19 protein-coding genes and 2 tRNA genes are annotated in these 17,775 nt (G+C 28.8%); 4 read left to right on the forward strand and 17 right to left on the reverse strand.

From position 1 onward, the window contains the following. Positions 1–24 precede the first annotated feature (24 nt). Both L8V85_RS05930 and L8V85_RS05935 read right to left on the reverse strand, forming a co-directional pair. A complete protein-coding gene (locus L8V85_RS05930) occupies positions 25–174 on the reverse strand; it encodes a hypothetical protein (protein WP_214100099.1) in 150 nt (49 codons plus the stop codon). Continuing rightward, the gene (locus L8V85_RS05935) at positions 165–1,607 is read right to left on the reverse strand and encodes an alanine/glycine:cation symporter family protein (RefSeq protein ID WP_263737654.1); all 1,443 of its coding nucleotides are present in this window, start codon (positions 1,605–1,607) and stop codon (positions 165–167) included. Before L8V85_RS05935 ends, L8V85_RS05930 begins: the two co-directional genes overlap by 10 nt. Positions 1,608–1,830: 223 nt before the next feature. Between L8V85_RS05935 and L8V85_RS05940 the strand changes: the two genes are divergently transcribed. Together L8V85_RS05940 and L8V85_RS05945 are read left to right on the forward strand one after the other, a co-directional pair. Beyond that, entirely contained in the window at positions 1,831–2,583 is a 753-nt protein-coding gene (locus L8V85_RS05940) for an amino acid ABC transporter permease (protein ID WP_133319270.1), read from the forward strand. After that, the gene (locus L8V85_RS05945; RefSeq protein ID WP_263737655.1) at positions 2,576–3,304 is read left to right on the forward strand and encodes an amino acid ABC transporter ATP-binding protein; all 729 of its coding nucleotides are present in this window, start codon (positions 2,576–2,578) and stop codon (positions 3,302–3,304) included. The genes L8V85_RS05940 and L8V85_RS05945 overlap by 8 nt, the downstream gene beginning before the upstream one ends. On the opposite strand, the gene L8V85_RS05950 is transcribed toward L8V85_RS05945, so the two are convergent. The 4 genes from L8V85_RS05950 to L8V85_RS05965 form a co-directional block, all read right to left on the reverse strand. Beyond that, positions 3,301–3,768: a tRNA (cytidine(34)-2'-O)-methyltransferase gene (locus L8V85_RS05950; protein WP_133319272.1), complete on the reverse strand. Its 468-nt coding sequence runs from the start codon at positions 3,766–3,768 to the stop codon at positions 3,301–3,303. The two genes, L8V85_RS05945 and L8V85_RS05950, sit on opposite strands and share 4 nt — an antisense overlap. A gap of 14 nt (positions 3,769–3,782) precedes the next feature. After that, positions 3,783–3,859 (reverse strand) — tRNA-Arg (locus tag L8V85_RS05955). Between the two features lie 42 nt (positions 3,860–3,901). Then, positions 3,902–4,918, reverse strand: coding sequence for a sensor histidine kinase (locus L8V85_RS05960; RefSeq protein ID WP_263737656.1), 1,017 nt, complete (start codon positions 4,916–4,918; stop codon positions 3,902–3,904). A gap of 2 nt (positions 4,919–4,920) precedes the next feature. Further along, positions 4,921–5,772, reverse strand: a complete 852-nt coding sequence (locus tag L8V85_RS05965; protein ID WP_263737657.1) for a DUF234 domain-containing protein — start codon at positions 5,770–5,772, stop codon at positions 4,921–4,923. Between the two features lie 58 nt (positions 5,773–5,830). Between L8V85_RS05965 and L8V85_RS05970 the strand changes: the two genes are divergently transcribed. Beyond that, complete coding sequence (locus L8V85_RS05970) at positions 5,831–7,096, forward strand: aminotransferase class V-fold PLP-dependent enzyme (protein ID WP_263737658.1); 1,266 nt, start codon at positions 5,831–5,833, stop codon at positions 7,094–7,096. Here L8V85_RS05970 and L8V85_RS05975 read toward each other — a convergent pair whose 3' ends face one another. The 6 genes from L8V85_RS05975 to L8V85_RS06000 form a co-directional block, all read right to left on the reverse strand. Beyond that, complete coding sequence (locus L8V85_RS05975; protein ID WP_263671483.1) at positions 7,097–7,855, reverse strand: basic amino acid ABC transporter substrate-binding protein; 759 nt, start codon at positions 7,853–7,855, stop codon at positions 7,097–7,099. It abuts the gene before it with no gap. Positions 7,856–8,045: 190 nt separating this feature from the next. Further along, on the reverse strand, positions 8,046–9,209 hold the full coding sequence (gene ftsW, locus L8V85_RS05980; protein ID WP_220566762.1) for a putative lipid II flippase FtsW: 1,164 nt from the start codon (positions 9,207–9,209) through the stop codon (positions 8,046–8,048). Positions 9,210–9,278: 69 nt separating this feature from the next. Continuing rightward, positions 9,279–10,085: an adenylosuccinate lyase gene (locus L8V85_RS05985; protein WP_263737659.1), complete on the reverse strand. Its 807-nt coding sequence runs from the start codon at positions 10,083–10,085 to the stop codon at positions 9,279–9,281. Positions 10,086–10,103: 18 nt separating this feature from the next. Further along, a complete protein-coding gene (locus L8V85_RS05990) occupies positions 10,104–10,823 on the reverse strand; it encodes an arginyltransferase (RefSeq protein WP_133319279.1) in 720 nt (239 codons plus the stop codon). Continuing rightward, complete coding sequence (locus L8V85_RS05995; RefSeq protein WP_263661557.1) at positions 10,823–11,083, reverse strand: hypothetical protein; 261 nt, start codon at positions 11,081–11,083, stop codon at positions 10,823–10,825. The genes L8V85_RS05990 and L8V85_RS05995 overlap by 1 nt, the downstream gene beginning before the upstream one ends. Then, a complete protein-coding gene (locus tag L8V85_RS06000; protein ID WP_263728781.1) occupies positions 11,080–12,522 on the reverse strand; it encodes an acetyl-CoA carboxylase subunit A in 1,443 nt (480 codons plus the stop codon). The genes L8V85_RS05995 and L8V85_RS06000 overlap by 4 nt, the downstream gene beginning before the upstream one ends. A gap of 118 nt (positions 12,523–12,640) precedes the next feature. Here L8V85_RS06000 and L8V85_RS06005 point away from each other — a divergent pair. Further along, a tRNA-Arg gene (locus L8V85_RS06005) sits at positions 12,641–12,717 on the forward strand. Between the two features lies 1 nt (position 12,718). Here L8V85_RS06005 and L8V85_RS06010 read toward each other — a convergent pair. From L8V85_RS06010 to folD, 5 genes are all read right to left on the reverse strand, one after another. Next, a complete protein-coding gene (locus tag L8V85_RS06010) occupies positions 12,719–13,477 on the reverse strand; it encodes a CorA family divalent cation transporter (RefSeq protein ID WP_263659363.1) in 759 nt (252 codons plus the stop codon). Beyond that, positions 13,471–14,592 (reverse strand): tRNA guanosine(34) transglycosylase Tgt, encoded by a 1,122-nt coding sequence (gene tgt, locus L8V85_RS06015; protein WP_263737660.1) that lies wholly within the window; start codon positions 14,590–14,592, stop codon positions 13,471–13,473. The genes L8V85_RS06010 and tgt overlap by 7 nt, the downstream gene beginning before the upstream one ends. An 89-nt stretch (positions 14,593–14,681) precedes the next feature. Next, positions 14,682–15,848, reverse strand: a complete 1,167-nt coding sequence (locus L8V85_RS06020; RefSeq protein ID WP_263737661.1) for a pyridoxal phosphate-dependent aminotransferase — start codon at positions 15,846–15,848, stop codon at positions 14,682–14,684. Positions 15,849–16,010: 162 nt separating this feature from the next. Continuing rightward, entirely contained in the window at positions 16,011–16,859 is an 849-nt protein-coding gene (lepB, locus tag L8V85_RS06025) for a signal peptidase I (protein WP_220566758.1), read from the reverse strand. Beyond that, on the reverse strand, positions 16,856–17,704 hold the full coding sequence (folD, locus tag L8V85_RS06030; RefSeq protein ID WP_133319286.1) for a bifunctional methylenetetrahydrofolate dehydrogenase/methenyltetrahydrofolate cyclohydrolase FolD: 849 nt from the start codon (positions 17,702–17,704) through the stop codon (positions 16,856–16,858). Before folD ends, lepB begins: the two co-directional genes overlap by 4 nt. Positions 17,705–17,775: the final 71 nt, after the last annotated feature.

Raw genomic sequence — 17,775 nt, forward strand, 5'->3', positions numbered from 1 at the left:
TTTTTAAAAATTTTTTAGTGTATTTTACCTATTTTTTTTAAAATCTTTCTTTGTTTTTAATTTTTCTTCTCTTTGTTTGGCTTTTTCTTGCATTTGGCGGTTAAAGCCAAACACAAGAAAAACCATAAAAGCTATAAACAAAGCAATAATAATATAATCTATCATTAGTCCCAACACTCTGCGTTTTTAATACCAAGCTTTGAAGCACTAAACACTGGATCTCTACCTTGTCTTTTTTGCTCGCTAAAATCTTTTAATACCTTTTTCACTATACCACCAAGCAATAAAATAGAAATAATATTAATCGTAGCCATAAACGCCATAGTGGTATCAGCTAAATCCCACGCAAATTTTAAATCCATATTTGCACCAATAAAAATCATAAGCACAGCACTTGCTTTAAAAAGATTAATAATAATAGGATTTTGAGTAAGGTATTTAATATTTGCTTGAGCATAATAATAATTTCCTATCAAAGAAGTAATAGCAAATAAAACTATACTAATAGTAGTGAAATGTACACCTAGATTTCCATAATATTCTTTCATGGATTCTTGTACCAAAGGTAGTGCTGTTAAAATAGGCTTACCGTCTACACCAATATTATTAGCATAAGCAAGTGAAAATAATACCAAAAATCCTGAACTTGTACAAATAATCACATCAATTAATACAGAAAATGCTTGAATAACCCCTTGTTTTGCAGGGTGAGTTGTAAGAGCTGAAGCTGCTGCATTTGGTGCTGAACCCATACCTGCTTCATTAGAAAATAATCCTCTTTTTATACCTATAACTAAAGCAGAACCTGCAAATCCACCAAAAATAGCTTCAAAATCAAAAGCACTTTTAAAAATCATAGAAAACACTTCAGGAATTTTATCAAAATTCATAAACATCGCTATAATAGATAAACCAACATAAATCATCGCCATAATAGGAACGATGACCGAGCTTACTTTACCTATTTTAGTATGATCACCAAAAAACATATAAGCAGCAAAAATAGCCAAAATAGCCCCTATTACAATAGGCCACCAACTTTGCGAAAAACTTACTTCGCTAGCATCAACCATACCTTTATAATAAAACTCAAATGCTGAAGTCATAGTTTGACTTTGAAGTCCATTAAATCCATAAGCATAAGTAATGATTAAAATCACCGCAAATATAGCACCAAGCCATTTTAAATTTAAAGCTTTACTAATATAATAAGCAGGGCCACCTTTAAAACTTTTTCCATCACGACTTTTATAAACTTGTGCTAAAGTGCTTTCTGCAAAAGCCGAAGCGCCGCCAAAAAATGCCATAGCCCACATCCAAAACAAAGCACCAGGTCCGCCCAAAACAACCGCTACTGCAATACCTGCAATATTTCCTATACCAACTCTTGAAGCTGTTGAAATCATCAAAGCCTGAAAAGGAGTAATATGGTGTTTTTCATGTTTTTCTTGCTTTTCTGTCAAAATGTCAAACACATAAGGAAGCATTCGAAATTGCACAAAACCCGTCAAATAACTATAATAAAACCCTACAATAATAAGCAAAATAACCAAAATGGAATAATACTGATTATTTACAAAGCCAACAAATTGGGATATTAAATCCATATTTATCTCCTTTTTATAATTTAATCGAGTGTAAATTTATCATAAAAAAATGAATTTGCTACAAAAAAATATAATTTTATATTAATTTTATTTTATTTTTTACAGCTATGTGAAAATTTAACTCACGATATTTACCAAAAAAACACATAAAAATGCTTTTAAGTAAAAAGAAAACTTAATTTTTATACACTTAGTTTTTTTAAAATTTTATAAGGTGTTTAAATTGAAACAAAATACGATGAAAATTTTTGTATTTTTTGCCATTATTGTTTTTTGGGCTTATTTTTCATTTCCTATTGAAATTTTACAAGTTAAAGATCAAAATGGCTTAGCTACAGGAGAATATGCTTATACTATAGAAGCCAAAGCTTATGTTCATAGTTATTTCACAACACTTGGCTTAACAGTAGGTGGAATTTTAATAGGAATAGCACTTGGTTTTTTCCTAGCATTTTTAAGATTTTTAGAAATTCAAAGTTTAAATTTCATCATAGATGAATACATAGACATTATACGCGGAACTCCTCTGCTTTTACAGCTTTTGATTTTCTCAGTAGTGATTTTTGCTACTTGGAGTGATAATTTTTATGTAGCTATTATTGCACTTGGACTTAATAGTTCTGCTTATGTAGCTGAAATCGTAAGAAGTGGAATTCAAAGTGTAGACAAAGGACAAATGGAAGCATCAAGAGCAATGGGGCTTAATTATTCTGCTTCTATGAGACTAATCATCTTTCCGCAAGCAATTAAAAATATCTTACCTTCTTTAATGAATGAATTTATTTCTTTATTTAAAGAAACTTCAATAGTGGGCTATATTAGCGTTATGGATATTACCATGCAAAGCAAAAGCTTACAAGCAATTTATTACAACCCTAAACCTATTATTTTTACAGGGCTTGTATATTATGTAAGCGTTAAAATTTTAACACTAATTGCAAGATTTATAGAAATGAGATTAAACAAACATGATTAAAATAGAAAATTTGATTAAAAAATATGGAGATTTAGAAGTTTTAAAAGATATTAGCATTGAAGTACATAAAGGTGATATTATTGCTATTATAGGGCCTAGTGGAGGTGGAAAAAGTACTTTTTTACGCTGTTTAAATAAACTTGAAACACCAGATAGTGGTAATATTTATATCAATAATATCAATATACTTGATAAAAAAACAGATATCAATAAAATTCGACAAAAAGTAAGCATGGTGTTTCAACATTTTAATCTTTTTAATAATAAAAATGTTTTGGAAAATTTATGCCTAGCGCCAGTACAAACAAAAATCATGGGTAAAGATGAAGCAGTAAAAAAAGCACGAGAATTACTCAAAAAAGTTGGCCTAAGTGATAAAGAAAATTATTTTCCTCATAAGCTTTCAGGTGGACAAAAACAGCGTATTGCCATAGCAAGATCATTAATGATGAATCCTGATGTGATTTTATTTGATGAGCCAACTTCAGCTTTAGATCCTGAAATGATAGGTGAGGTTTTAAATATCATGAAAGAAGTAGCTAAAGAAGGTCTAACCATGCTTGTAGTTACACATGAAATGGGATTTGCAAGAAATGTAGCTAATCGAATTTTCTTTATGGATAAAGGCATTATAGCAGTAGATGAATGTCCTAAAATAGCTTTTGAAAACCCAGAGAATGAAAGATTGAAAGAATTTTTAAATCAAGTTTTAAATCATTAAAATTTTTCAAAAGAGGCAAAATTTTGCCTCAAAGCTTCATAGCTCACTATACCCACACTCGTAGCTAAATTTAAACTTCTACCACAATCTTTCATCGGTATAGTAATAGTATTTTCCCATTTTTTTTGCATTAAATCCATAGGCAAACCAAAACTTTCACTTCCAAAAAATAAAAAATCACCTTTTTGATAATTTACATCAAAATAAGCTTGAGTAGTTTTAGTTGTCGCAAAGAAAAATCTATCTTGAAATTTTTCATACTCTTTTAAAAAATCTTCTAAATTATCCCATAAAAAAGGATTTAATTTTTTCCAATAATCAAGTCCTGCTCTTTTAACTGCCTTTTCATCAATACTAAAAAGTGGATTGATAATATGTAAAGCAAAACCTGCATTAAAACACATTCTGCCTATACTTCCTGTATTTTGTGGTATGCGAGGTTCAACTAAGACTATATGAAACATCTTTTTCCTTGAAATGGTGTCCCCAGCAAGGTTTGAACTTGCGGCCTCAGAATTAGGAATTCTGCGCTCTATCCAGCTGAGCTATGAGGACAAATATTTTTATTATTTTAAGAAAAAATTTATTTTATAGAGCTTAAATTTTAAGCTCTATAAAAAAACATTTTGGATTTTCATCAAAACCTAAAACTCCATTATGCGCATCAATAATTTGTTTTGATAAAGAAAGACCTAAACCATTACCTTTTAATTTAGTTGTTTTAAAAGCCTCAAAAACCATTTTTTTATCTTTGATACTTACACCATTATCATAAACTTTAATAAAAACCCTATCTTCTTTTTGTTCGCACTTAACCTTTATATAACCATCATCATTTTCGCTTTCTTCAATAGCATCTATGGCATTATAAAGTAAATTTTGCAAAACTAAAGCAAGTAAAGATTTATCTGCATTGATTTTTAAATCTAAAAATTCAAATTTAAAATCGATGTTAGCTAGATAATTATAAGCTCCAATAGCCTGCTCACACTCATCTTGTAACTCCTGTAAATTAAACTCATTTAAATTAACATGTACTCCTTTTGTAAAAAGTAAAGTAGAATTTACAATACGCTCTACTCTTGAAATTGCTTTTTGGATTTCTAAAACTATATGCTTATTTTTTAACTCACTTCTTTCAAACAAAGTAGAGCTTAATAAAGAAATAGAACCTATAGGATTGCGTATTTCATGCGCTAGATGTGCTGCAACTGTTCCCATGCTAGCTAACCTTTCATTTCTTTTTTCATCACTAATATCTGTTGCATTTACTATAAGTTTATCAGTATGAGAAGTGATTTTGATTAGATAAAATTTATGATCAAACTCAAGCTCATAATGTGTTTTATCAAGACCAATGCATTCTAAAAGCTTTGGCTTTTGTGTAGCTAGGTTGTTTTGCAAAATAATATTTTTATTTGCGTCTAAAATCCACAAAGCCATAGGCAAAACCTCTATAATCTCACTTACCATTTGTCTTAATGCAGTGTAGTTTTCATTAAGTTGCTTATATTCATTTTCTATAACATAGGTTTGCTCTATTAAGGCTTTTAATCCTTGTTGTAAGTTTTCTTTTTCACTAGAATCTAAACTTTTTAAAATATTCTCATCCACACTTAATCCTTAATTAAAAATTGAAAATCTTCTAAAGTATATAAAAGCAAATTACGCTCCTTATTTAGAATAAGCTCTTTACTAAAGCCACTCTTTGAAAAAAGCACATATAAATTAGGTTGAATTTGCAACTGTTTTGCTTTACTTTTTAAAATATTTAAAACATTTTTACATATTTTTCTTTCTTTAAATTTAACTTCACCTAAAACACAAAAATTGTTTTCATGATAATACAAGTCTATTTCATGATAATAATTCCAAAAACTATACACTTGATCCACTTTAAGTTTTTTTGCTAAAAATTCTTTACATAAAAGTTCAAAAGTAAAACTTTGGTATTTTTCCAAATTTTCTTGGATAAGTTCTATTAATTCATTATATTTTTTCATCGCGATTAAATTAAGTTTAGGATATATAAAATAAAAGAAAAATCTTAATCCTTGATTTTTAAAAACAACCTTATCTTGTATATTATAAGAGCGTAATTCTTTTTTAACTTTCTGTCTTTTGTTTTTTATGGTTGGCTTTTCTTGACTTTTTTCTAAGATCAAAATATTTTTCTCTAAAAGTTTATTAATAAGTCCTAGAGCCTGAAAATGCGGAATAGATTTATTAATAGAATAGCGCTTTCTATCGTTTTTACTTAAAACACTCAAAGCTTTTAAAGCATTCTCATCTAAATTTAAAGAAGCTAAAACATCAAAGGCTTTCAAAATAAAAACATTTAAGATATTTTCATATAAACTTAATTTCAAATCAAATTCAAACTCATCAAAAATACTATAAAAATCAAAAATACTTTCAAGCTCCAAAGTTTCACAGCGTTTTGAAAAATCACCAAATTTTATAATCACATCCTTAAAATAAATATTTTGTATGTTATAATTTTAACAAAAAATTAGAGGATTTTTTTTGGATATTGAAAAACTAAAACAAGATATTATTTTAAAAAAAGGAATATATTATTTTGATTTTACAGCTAGCGCTTTAGCACTAAAAAGCATAGAAAAAGAAATTAAAAAAATTCTTACTACCTATGCAAATACACATTCAGATAGCTCTTTAAATTCTTTTATCACACAACAGCATTATGAAAACGCAAGAATAAATTTAAAAAAATACCTTGAATTAGATGATAGTTTTGCTCTTATAGCTTGTGGGAATGGATCTTCAGCAGCTATAAAAAAATTTCAAGAACTTTTAGGTCTATATATACCACCACTTATTAAAGAAAAATATTTTAAAAATACAGACAAAAATACCTTACCTTTGGTTATAGTTGGACCCTATGAACACCATTCTAATGAACTTTCATTTAGAGAAGCTTTGTGTGAATGCGTTCGAGTACCCTTAGATAAAAATGGAGAATTAGATTTTAATTTTTTAGAAAAATTATTACAAAAATCCAAAAACAGACAAATCATAGCAAGCTTTAATGCAGCTTCTAATGTTACAGGAATTTTAAGTGATTATAAAAAAATTTACACTTTAGTCAAACAACACAACGGTATAGTTGCTTTTGATATTTCCACTTTAGCTCCTTATGCTAATTTAGATCCTAAATTTTACGATGCAGTGTTTATTAGCTCTCATAAACTACTTGGAGGTGTAGGATCTTGTGGCTTACTTGCTATCAAAAAAAATCTATGTGGCAATACCCCTAGCTTTGCAGCAGGTGGAACTGTGGGCTATGTTTCAAGAACATCTCAACAATATTTATGCGAAGTTGAAAATTTAGAAGAAGGTGGCACACCTGGAATTATTCAGCTTATTAGAGCAAGTTTGGCTTTTAAAATACGCAATGAAATAGGTTTAAAAAATATAGAAAAAAAAGAAAAAGAACTTTGTGAATATTTTTTCAAACAATGTACAAATTTTCCAAAAATGATCTTATATGCAAAAAATATCACTAATAGATTACCTATTTTTGCTTTTAATATAGAAGGAATTTCTCCTTTTGATTTAGCTTACAAACTAAGTAAAACTTATAAGATAGAAACAAGAGCAGGTTGTGCTTGTGCAGGACCTTATGGGCATGATTTACTCAATCTAAAAGACAATCAAGAATTAAAATCTAAACCAGGTTGGCTAAGAGTGGGTTTTCATTATACGCATACAAAAGAAGATATAGAATATTTTTTTAAAGCCTTGAATATAAGCATCAAGGCTTTAAGTTAATTATTGTAAATCGTATTTTTCTACGATTTTTTGGTAAGTACCATCAGCTTTAACTTTTTCTAAACCTGCATTAATTTTTTGAACAAGCTCATTTTGTTTTCCTTTATCAAAAGCTATACAAAACCCTGAACTTCCATCATTTTCTTCTAAAAATGCTTCTAACTCTTCATTAGTTTTTAAATAACCTTTACCAATATCTTTATCCGTTAAAACTGCATCTACTTTGCCAGCTTTTAAAGCTAAAATTGCTGCTAACATTTCTTCGCTTGCAACTACTTGAGCATTTGGAATAGTCTTAGCAGCACTTTCTTGAATAGTTCCAAGTTGAACACCTATTTTTTTACCTTCCAAACTTTGTTTATCGCTAATACTAGAATCTGTTTTTAATTTTAAATATAAATTTTTAGTATTGAAATAAGTATCACTAAAATCCATACTTGCTAATCTTTGAGGAGTTGAACTCATAGCAGAAGCTATCATATCAATCTTTCCAGCTTTTAAGGCAGGAATTAAACCATCAAAACTCATATTTACCCATTCAAGTTTTAAATTTTCTCTTTTAGCAATTTCTTCCAATAAATCAACATCAAAGCCGGTAATTTTTGCATCTTTAATAAAATCAAAAGGAGGATAATTTGCAGCTATACCTACTTTATAAACTTTTTCACCAGAAGCACTAGCTTGATTTTTATCGCTTGAACAAGCACCTAAAGCTAATATACCAAATAACGCTAAAACAACATATAATATTTTTTTCATTTTTTTCCTTTGTTAAAATTAAAATAAAATTGATAAATGATTATAATGTGTTTAAACGCCTGTATTTCTTCATATCCGCCTCCTTTATAATAAATGTGAGCATAATTATAGCAGAAAAAAGTTTTTTGTAAAGAGTTGTTATAGAATATTTTTTATTTAAGTTAATTTTTATATATTTTAATTAATGAGTTTAAATTTTTACCTTCTTGCTAATCATTAAAACATAACCTATTCCAAGACAAATAGACCACATAGAACTGCCACCATAACTTAAAAGTGGCACAGCAACCCCTTTTAATGGAGTTAAAGAAATAATTCCAAAAGCATTCATAAAAAATGAAAATAATAAAAGTAAAGCTACACCTGAACAAAATAAAAAATGGACCTTATTTTCACAACGCCCAGCAATTCTAAAAATTCTAAGTATGACCATCAAATAAATCAAACATATAATGCTCAATCCTAACAATCCTATTTCCTCAGTAATCCCTGATAAAACAAAATCCGTATGCACCTCACTTAAAAATCCCAATTTAAAAGTTCCAAGACCCAACCCTTCTCCAAAAAATCCACCATGAGCTATAGCATTTAAACTATGTGAAATTTGATAAGGTTCTGAGTTATGGCTTACTCTTAAAGCACTTGCTAGCCAATCAGGAAAAAAAGGTAAAAACGCATCTTGGATATTTCCCCACCAAGCAGAAATACGCTGAATTCTTCTTTGATTACTTAAAATCACCAAAACCCCAATCATTCCAACAATAACCACGCCAAAAGCAAAAAGTCTTTTACTAGCTCCTGCAAAAAATGCTAAAGCAAAAACCAAGAAAAAAGAGATAACACTTTGGCCTAAATCATTTTGTGTCATATAAATATAGCCAATAACAAAAGCAGCTAAAATAAAATAAGGAATTAAAATTAAAACTTCGTGTTTGATTGCTTTTTTGCTATCATCAATTCTTCTTGTATAAGACCAAGCAAGGAAATAAATCAAACCTATCTTAAAAAATTCAACAGGAGAAATAGATAAAGGACCAAGCCTGATCCACCTTTTAGCACCACCTGCTGCAGTAGCAAGAAAGGTCGGTAAAAAAGGCAAAATAAGTATAAATAAAAAAGAGATTAACAAAACACTTATCATTAAATAATGTGCCATTTTACTATCAGGATTTAATCTTGAAACAAAATAAATAATAGCTATACCACTAAGTCCAAAAAAAAGCTGTCTGATAAAAAAATGAAATTCATTATATTCTAAATAAAGCACAGTAAAAGCACTTAAAGAATATGAAAAAAGTATCCCTATAGTTATTAGAATGCAACTTAAAAAAAATAATTTTCTATCAGCAACCAAAATTTCTTCCTAGAATTTTATAAAAATTAATTTTAATAAATTGCAACTTAAAATGATGTTATTTGGAGATTATGTATTGTTTTTATATAAAGATTTTAAACTCTCATAAGCAAGCTGAATTTTTTCAAATTCCTCACGACAATAAGCTTGTTCGATTTTGCTTTTACCTTGATGGCGATCAGGATGATAAATTTTAACTAAATTAAGATAATTTTGTCTAATAGTAGCAAAATCATCACTAGAATTACATCCTAAAGTTTGGAAATAATTCTCAAAAAGTTTAGCCAAAGCATTAAATTTCCAATTAGTATTGGCTTTATTTTTCATTTTATTTCTAAATTCTAAAAGTTGAGTTTCATTGATTGTAAAATCCACACAATATTTTAAATGCTCATTTACGCTTGCTAAAATTTCTAAAAGATTTAAAGTATTATCATCTTTGTATTCTACTGAAAAAATACAATTTTTCTCATCATACATACTTTTATGACCTTTAAAATATTGCTCTAAATATACAGCAAACATTTTTTCATTAGAACTTAAAGTTATTAAGATATTTTTTTGTGCAAAACCTATTTTAGCAAAGATTACGGGCTTTAAAGTATTTGCTTGAGCAAGATTTAATTTAAAGGTCTTATAATGCGCAAAAGCAAGATTATCGATTTGGTTTCCAGTATTTTTTTTATACTTGTGATTAACAAGTTTTAAAAAATATCTTCTTTGAGGAATTTCATTTTCCACAAAAAAAGATAGGGTTTTATTTTTATTACCTATAACTTTAGAAAAATTTTTACGGATAAGATCTTGAAAATATTTAAACATTAAAAAATCATCAGTATTAACACTAACAGATTCTAAAGTTTGCACTACTTGCATAAAATCCTCTCTATAAACCTAACTCCACAAAAATGCCTGTTCATCTAAAGCACTAGTGTGTTTTAAAATTTCATTTGGACTATAATCGGCTTTATACGATAAAGATTGACACCCTTTTACAAAATATCCTAAATAAATATATTTTAATTTTTTTAATTGTGCAAGCTTGATTTCTGTTAAAAGCGAGTATTTTCCAAGACTTAGATGTGAAAAATCAGGATCATAAAAACAATATATACTAGAAATTCCATCTTCTAAAATATCAATCAAATCAACACACACTAACTTATTATCTATATAAAAATCAAGTTCATATCCAAAAGTACCTGCATTATCTACATAAAGATTGTAATATTTTCTAAAATTTAAATCATAAATTTTCCAATTTCTTTTATCTTTTTGATAATGGTGATATTTTTCATAAAGCAGTAAATGCTCATCACTTAAAGAAGGTTTTTGTAAGATTATTTTAGTAGCTATATTTTTTTTTAAAACCCTACGATAGCTTTTACTAAAATGGAAATTTTCTACCAAAATACGCAAATTTTGACATTCATTACAATCATTACATATTGGTCTTGAAAAATATGATCCAAAGCGACGCCAACCTCTTGAAACTAATTCTTGATTTTGCGCTTTGTTAATAAAAGATATATAATTATACTCATTTCTACAATATCTATTTTCAAGATAAGGACATTCTTCTTCTAAAGTACAAAAACCAATAATATTATTCATTAGATCTTTTTAATATCACTATTTTTTACAAATTCCATAAATTCATTAGCTAAGCGCTCTTCTTTTAAAAACATATCTTCAAATTCTTGTTCTTGCTTTTTATCTTCATTTTGCTTAGCTAAGTCTTTTTGTATAGCATCTAAGTCAGTATTTTTCATACTAACTCCGCTTTTACTCGCTTTAACCTTTTCTTTTTTTATTTGACCTTGTTCTTTTTGGAGTGCTTTTTTTATATCTTTTAATTCATCTAAAAAACTCATGATTGCCTACTTTCTTTTATCTTTTGTAAGGCTGCAGCTATAGCAGCAATTACTTCTTCTTTATTTTCTTGGTGTCTATCTTCTGTCTTTTCCAAAAGCTCTTCCATATGTGTTTCTATGAAAGAAGTATCAAAATACCCTCTTCTAAATTCTCTTATTTTGGTAATTGCAATCAAAAATGGAACAGTTGTTCTAATATCATCAATCACAAATTCTTTCAAAGCTCTCTCAAGTCTATTAACTGCACTATCATAACTTGAACCCTTAACAATTAATTTTGCAAGTAAAGAATCATAATAAGGTGGTACAGTATAGTCTTTATATAAATGACTATCCACTCTCACAGATGGCCCTAAAGCTGGAAAATACTCTGTAATTTTGCCTGGACTTGGAATGAAATTTTTCCATACATTTTCTGCTGTAATCCTAGCTTCTATCGCGAAACCTCTTGGTTTTATATCGCTTTGCTCAAGATCTAAAATTTCCCCATTTGCTATACGAATTTGTCTTGTGATAAGGTCAATCCCCGTAATTTCTTCAGTAATTGGGTGTTCTACTTGAATTCTTGTATTCATTTCCATAAAATAAAATCTATTATAATCATCAAGTAAAAACTCAACCGTCCCAACATTCGTATAACCTACAGCTTTTGCAGCAGCTACTGCAGTAACTCCTATGGTTTTTCTTAGTTTTTCTGAAATACTTGGGCAAGGTGCTATTTCAATGATTTTTTGATGTCTTCTTTGTATTGAGCAATCTCTTTCACAAAGATGAATGATATTACCATAATTATCTGCTAAAATTTGAAATTCAATATGCCTTGGATTAATAACATATTTTTCCATAAAAACTTCATCATTTTTAAAAAAACTTAGTGCTTCTCTTTTGCATGCTTCAAAAGATTTTTCCAAATCCTCTTCTTTATGTACTACGCGTATGCCTCTACCGCCGCCACCACCACTAGCTTTTAAAATTACAGGATAGCCTATTTTTAAAGCTTGAAATTTGATTTCTTCTAATGTGCAATGATTTAACTTTTCAGTACCTGGAACTACAGGGATTCCATTTTTTTTCATTAAATATCTTGCTATATTTTTATTACCCATTTTGCGGATAACATCTGATTTTGGACCTATAAAGATAATCCCTGCTTCTTCGCATTCTTTTGCAAATTCATAATTTTCACTTAAAAAACCATATCCAGGATGTATAGCATCAGCTCCACAAGCTTTAGCAATCTCAACTATTCTTTTACCATCTAAATACCCTCTTATGGCATCAGTTCCTATTCTATATGCTTCATCAGCAACTTTTACATGCAAACACTCATAATCAGGTTCAGTATAAACAGCAACACTTTGTATATGCAAATCTCTACAAGCACGGATCACCCTTACTGCAATCTCACCTCTATTGGCTATTAAAATCTTATGTATCATGACTTTGCCTTAAGCTAAAATATTAAAAAGAAGATTAGCATAAAAATATAAAAATTCTATAAAAATATTTATTTTTGCTAATTTTAAGAATTTTTTGATAGAATTACTCTTTATTTTTGCGCCCATAGCTCAGCTGGATAGAGCATTTGATTGCGGTTCAAAAGGTCAGAGGTTCGAATCCTCTTGGGCGTACCACTTACTTCTTTTTTACAGAAAATTCATCCAAATCTAATTCTTTTTTATCTTTAAATTGATACCATAAAAATAAAATAAAAAATATCGTTAAAATCACAGCCAAAACATAGTAAGTTCCATATTCATTTTCAGATAAAAATAAATTTTTGGTATTCATACCAAAAAATCCAACGATTAAATTTAAAGGTAAAAAAATTGCAGACATAATACTTAAAAAGTAAATATTTTTATTTATTTTTTCATTTCTTGCGGTATTAATATAAGTGTAAATCCCTTCTAATCTTGATATATTTTCTTTAATATTTTTTTCCAAAACAGCTAAATTTAAAATAATTGTTTTTAAACTTTTCTTTATAAAATGATGCTTACTATGACAAATTTTACAAGCCTCTAAAACAGAAGAAACCATGTTATAACTTTTACTAAGCTTGACTTTTAATATAAAATATTTTGTCAAGAAATTCTTTACTTTTTTATTTTCTAAAATCAACTCCTCTCTTTTTTCTATAGAAAGGTTAATGGTATTATTTTTTTCTTTTTCATTTTGCAAAATTTCTTTTAATATAGCTATAAATTCCGTATTAGAAAATAAAATCAAATTTTCATCTTTATACTCAAAAATTTGATTTTCTTTAAAAACAAATACACTTTTAGAATTTTTAGTTATATCTAGAGTGAAAATATCAAAATCATCAAATTCATAATAAGCATTTGATATATTAATATTGCTAATAATTTGTTTTAAAACATCATTTAACACATTCTTTGCCTATAAAATTCTTTTCTAAAATTTTCAAATTCATCTTTAACAATAGCTTCACGCATTTGCTTGACCAAATTTAAATAATAGTGTAAATTATGAATACTTGCAAGTCTAAAAAAGGTTAATTCTTTGGCTTTAAATAAATGATTTAAATAGGCCCTTGAAAAATTCTTACATGTATAGCAAGAACATTTGCTGTCTATAGGGGCATGATCAGTGATAAATTCTGCTTTTTTGATATTAAATTTTCCAAAGCTAGTAAATAAAGTACCATTTCTTGCATTTCTTGTTGGCATCACACAATCAAACATATCCACACCTCTTGCTACATTTTCTACTAAATCTTCAGGCGTACCAACTCCCATTAAATATCTAGGGCGATTGTTATCCACATAAGGCATCATAGCTTCAACCGTATCATACATAGCCTCATTTTCTTCTCCCACGCTTAATCCACCTATAGCAAGCCCATCAAAATCCATCTCACAAAGTGCTTGAGAGCAAATTTTTCTAGCTTCAAAATCAGTCCCACCTTGGATAATACCAAAGATATTTTGCCCTATTCCCACACCTTGACTTTGTTTTAACTTATGATAATCAATAGCTTCTTTTGCCCATTTTATAGTGCGTTTTAGAGAAAGTTCTATCCTTTCTTTACTTGCAGGTAAGGCCACTAAATCATCTAAAATCATCATAATATCTGAATTAAAATCATATTGTGCATCTAAAACACTTTGCGGGGTAAAATAGTGCAAACTTCCATCGATATGACTTTTAAATTGAATACCTTTTTCATCAGGTTTTGAATTTTTACTTAAAGAAAAAGCTTGAAAACCTCCACTATCTGTTAAAAAAGAGCCTTCAAATTTACTAAAACCGTGCAGGCCACCCATTTGCTTAATCACTTTAGAACCAGGCCTTAAATACAAATGATAAGTATTTGCTAAAATAATTTTTGCATTTAAAATCTCACTCATATCAACAGCATCTAAACTTTTAATCGCAGCCAAAGTTCCAACGGGCATAAAAATAGGAGTTAAAATTTCACTATGTGTAGTTTTTATACGACAAGCTCTAGCATTTGCACTTTTATATTGAACTTCAAATTCCATTATTTTTCCTGTATTTTTTGCATAATCATACCAAAGACTTGCTTATAAGTTTTTTTGAAAGAAAGCCTGTTTTTAACAGGCTTAAGAAATTAGTAGTTTTTTACAAATTCAACGATTTTTTCACAACCTTCAATAATATCTTTTTCATTAGTTGCGTAAGAGAGCCTAAAATACCCTTCCATGCCAAAACCAATACCTGGCACCAAAGCTACTTTTTGCTCTTCTAGTAGTCTTTTACAAAATCTCATAGAATCATTATCAACTTCTTTACAAGATATAAATAAATAAAAAGCTCCTTGTGGAATTTGTTCTAATTTTAACTTATCGCTTTTGGCTAAAATTTCACAAGCTAATTCTCTACGCTTTAAAAAGGCTTGTCTCATCATTTCAATATCATTATCTGCTTTTCCAAGCAAGGCTGGTAAAGCTGCGTGTTGGATGATTGAACAAATATTTGATGTACTTTGCCCTTGTAGTTTTTTAACAGCATTATTAAACTCGCTCATTTTACTTGCCATGTATCCAAAACGCCACCCTGGCATAGCACCACATTTGCTAAGACCATTAATACTTACAGTTCTATTTAAAGCATCCTCACTAACTTGTGCAAAAGCACAAAATTCTCCATCATAAACTAATTTTTCGTAAATTTCATCACTTAAAACTACTATTTTAGTTCCTTCTAAAACCTTAGCTAAAGCACTTATTTCTTCTTTAGAATATATAGCTCCTGTAGGATTTGATGGAGAATTAAACATCAAAACCTTAGTTTTTGAAGTAATAGCTTGTTTTAATTGTTCTGGGGTGATTTTAAATCCATTTTTTGCTTCACCTTCTATAAACACAGGAGTTGCGCCTGCAAATTTTACCATTTCAGGATAACTCACCCAATAAGGACTTGGAATGACAACCTCATCACCTTCTTCAACTAAACACTCAATCGCCATAAACAAAGAATGTTTAGCACCAACATTGGTAATGATTTCACTTGTTTTATAATTTAAACTATTATCATTTTTAAATTTATATTGTATAGCCTCTATAACTTCTTTTATACCCACAACTGGCGTATAAGCTCCACAACCTTTTTCAATAGCTTCAATTGCTGCTTTTTTAATGATTTCTGGAGTATCAAAATCAGGCTCACCTGCCGAAAAACTAATAACTTTCTCACCATTTGCTTTTAAAGTTTTGGCTATATCAGTCATTACTAAAGTTAAGGATTCTCCTAAATTTTGAGATCTTTGGCTTAGCATTTTCTATCCTTTTATCTTATACTAATTTTAATTTTTGTAATTGTTACAACTTGGAGCTTAAAAAATTCTACGAGTAAAATCAAGATTGTATATTTTTAAAAAATTTTGTGTAGAAACTATACATTTTCTACACAAACTATTTTTATTTGTTTCTTTGGGTAATTATTCTAAAGCTTCTATGTCGCTTTCATTATGATGAATAAAGCGTTCATCTTTTTCTATAGTTTCAACTAAACGCCCTACTCTTTCCCATCTAACTTTTTTATTTTCATCCCATGAAAAATAAATAAACCAAGGTTGCCCAACTATATATTTATAATCTACACTTCCCCAAAATCGACTATCGCTAGAATGATCACGGTTATCGCCCATCATAAAATATTCATTTTCAGGTACTTTATAATAATAAGCATTAAAACCATAAATATTATTAGCACCTAATTCATCAAAAGAAGCAGGCTTCATAGCAAATTGCCCCAAATTTAAATAGCGAAAAAATACACTGTCTATATCCACTCTAGAATCATAATGTATTCCTTTTTCCACAAAAGGCTCTTTTACAAAAAGTCTTCCGCCTATGATTTTTGTTTTATTAGGATAATAATCTTTCATATATTCATCACCCTCAACCATACGCACATATAAGGTTTTATTTGCAAAAACTACTTCATCTCCGCCTTTAGCCACACATCTTTTTACATAGTGGATTTTTGGTTCATGCGGATATCTAAATACCACAATATCCCCTCTTTTAGGACCTTCACCACTTACTAAATGTCCATTTTTATTAAAATCAGGTAAAACAGGAATTTCCACCCAAGGAATATGCGGGGTTGGAATACCATAAGAAAATTTTTTTACAAATAAAAAATCCCCTACTAATAAAGTATTTTTCATAGAACCGCTTGGTATAGTAAAAGCTTGTATAAAGAAAAATATAATCAATAAAACAACTACTAAAGTTCCCGTCCAAGATTGTGTAAATTTATAAATTTTCTTCAAAAATTTCATTTTTTTATCCTATTTTTAGCTGATTTTATAGTATTTTCTAAAAGCATAGCAATAGTCATAGGCCCTACTCCACCTGGTACAGGAGTGATATAACTAGCTTTTTTACTAACATTTTCAAAATCGACATCGCCTACTATTTTTCCATCAACTCTATTAATCCCAACATCAATTACCACCACACCTTCTTTAACCATATCTTCTTTTAAAAGATTTGGACAACCTGCTGCTACGATAACAATATCAGCATTTTTTGTATAAGCTTTTAAATCTTTTGTATAAATATGACAAATACTCACACTAGCATTAGCATTTAACAAAAGAGTAGCCATAGGACGGCCTACTATATTTGAAGCTCCTATTACAACTACACTAGCTCCTTGTAATTTTATATCATAATGTTCTAAAATTTTCATAACGCCTAAAGGTGTACATGGTAAAAAACCACCTTTTAAATTAAGATTTAAATTTCCGACATTAAAGGGGTGAAAGCCGTCTACATCTTTATTAAAGTTAATACTTTCTAAGATTATATCTTTATTAATATGCGATGGCAATGGAAGTTGAACTAAAATTCCATCTATACTATCATCATGATTTAAAGTATTAATCAAAGCCAAAAGCTCATTTTGGGTTGTATTTACATCAAGTTTATAAACTAAAGACTTAATTTCACATTGCTCGCAAGCTTTTGCTTTAGAACCCACATAAGTAGCACTAGCAGGATCCTCGCCTACTAAAATTACAGCCAAACAAGGCTCTATACTTTGAGCTTTAAGTTCTAATACTTCTTGTTTTAAATTTTCTTTTAACTTATCACTTAGCTTTTTACCATCTAAAAGTGTCATTTCTTTCCTTAAATTTTATAGCTTTCTTTAACTTAAAAAATTGTATCATAACAAAACTTCTTTTTTTGTTA

The sequence above is a fragment of the Campylobacter sp. IFREMER_LSEM_CL2090 genome (assembly GCF_025771865.1).
GTDB lineage: Bacteria > Campylobacterota > Campylobacteria > Campylobacterales > Campylobacteraceae > Campylobacter_D > Campylobacter_D lari_D.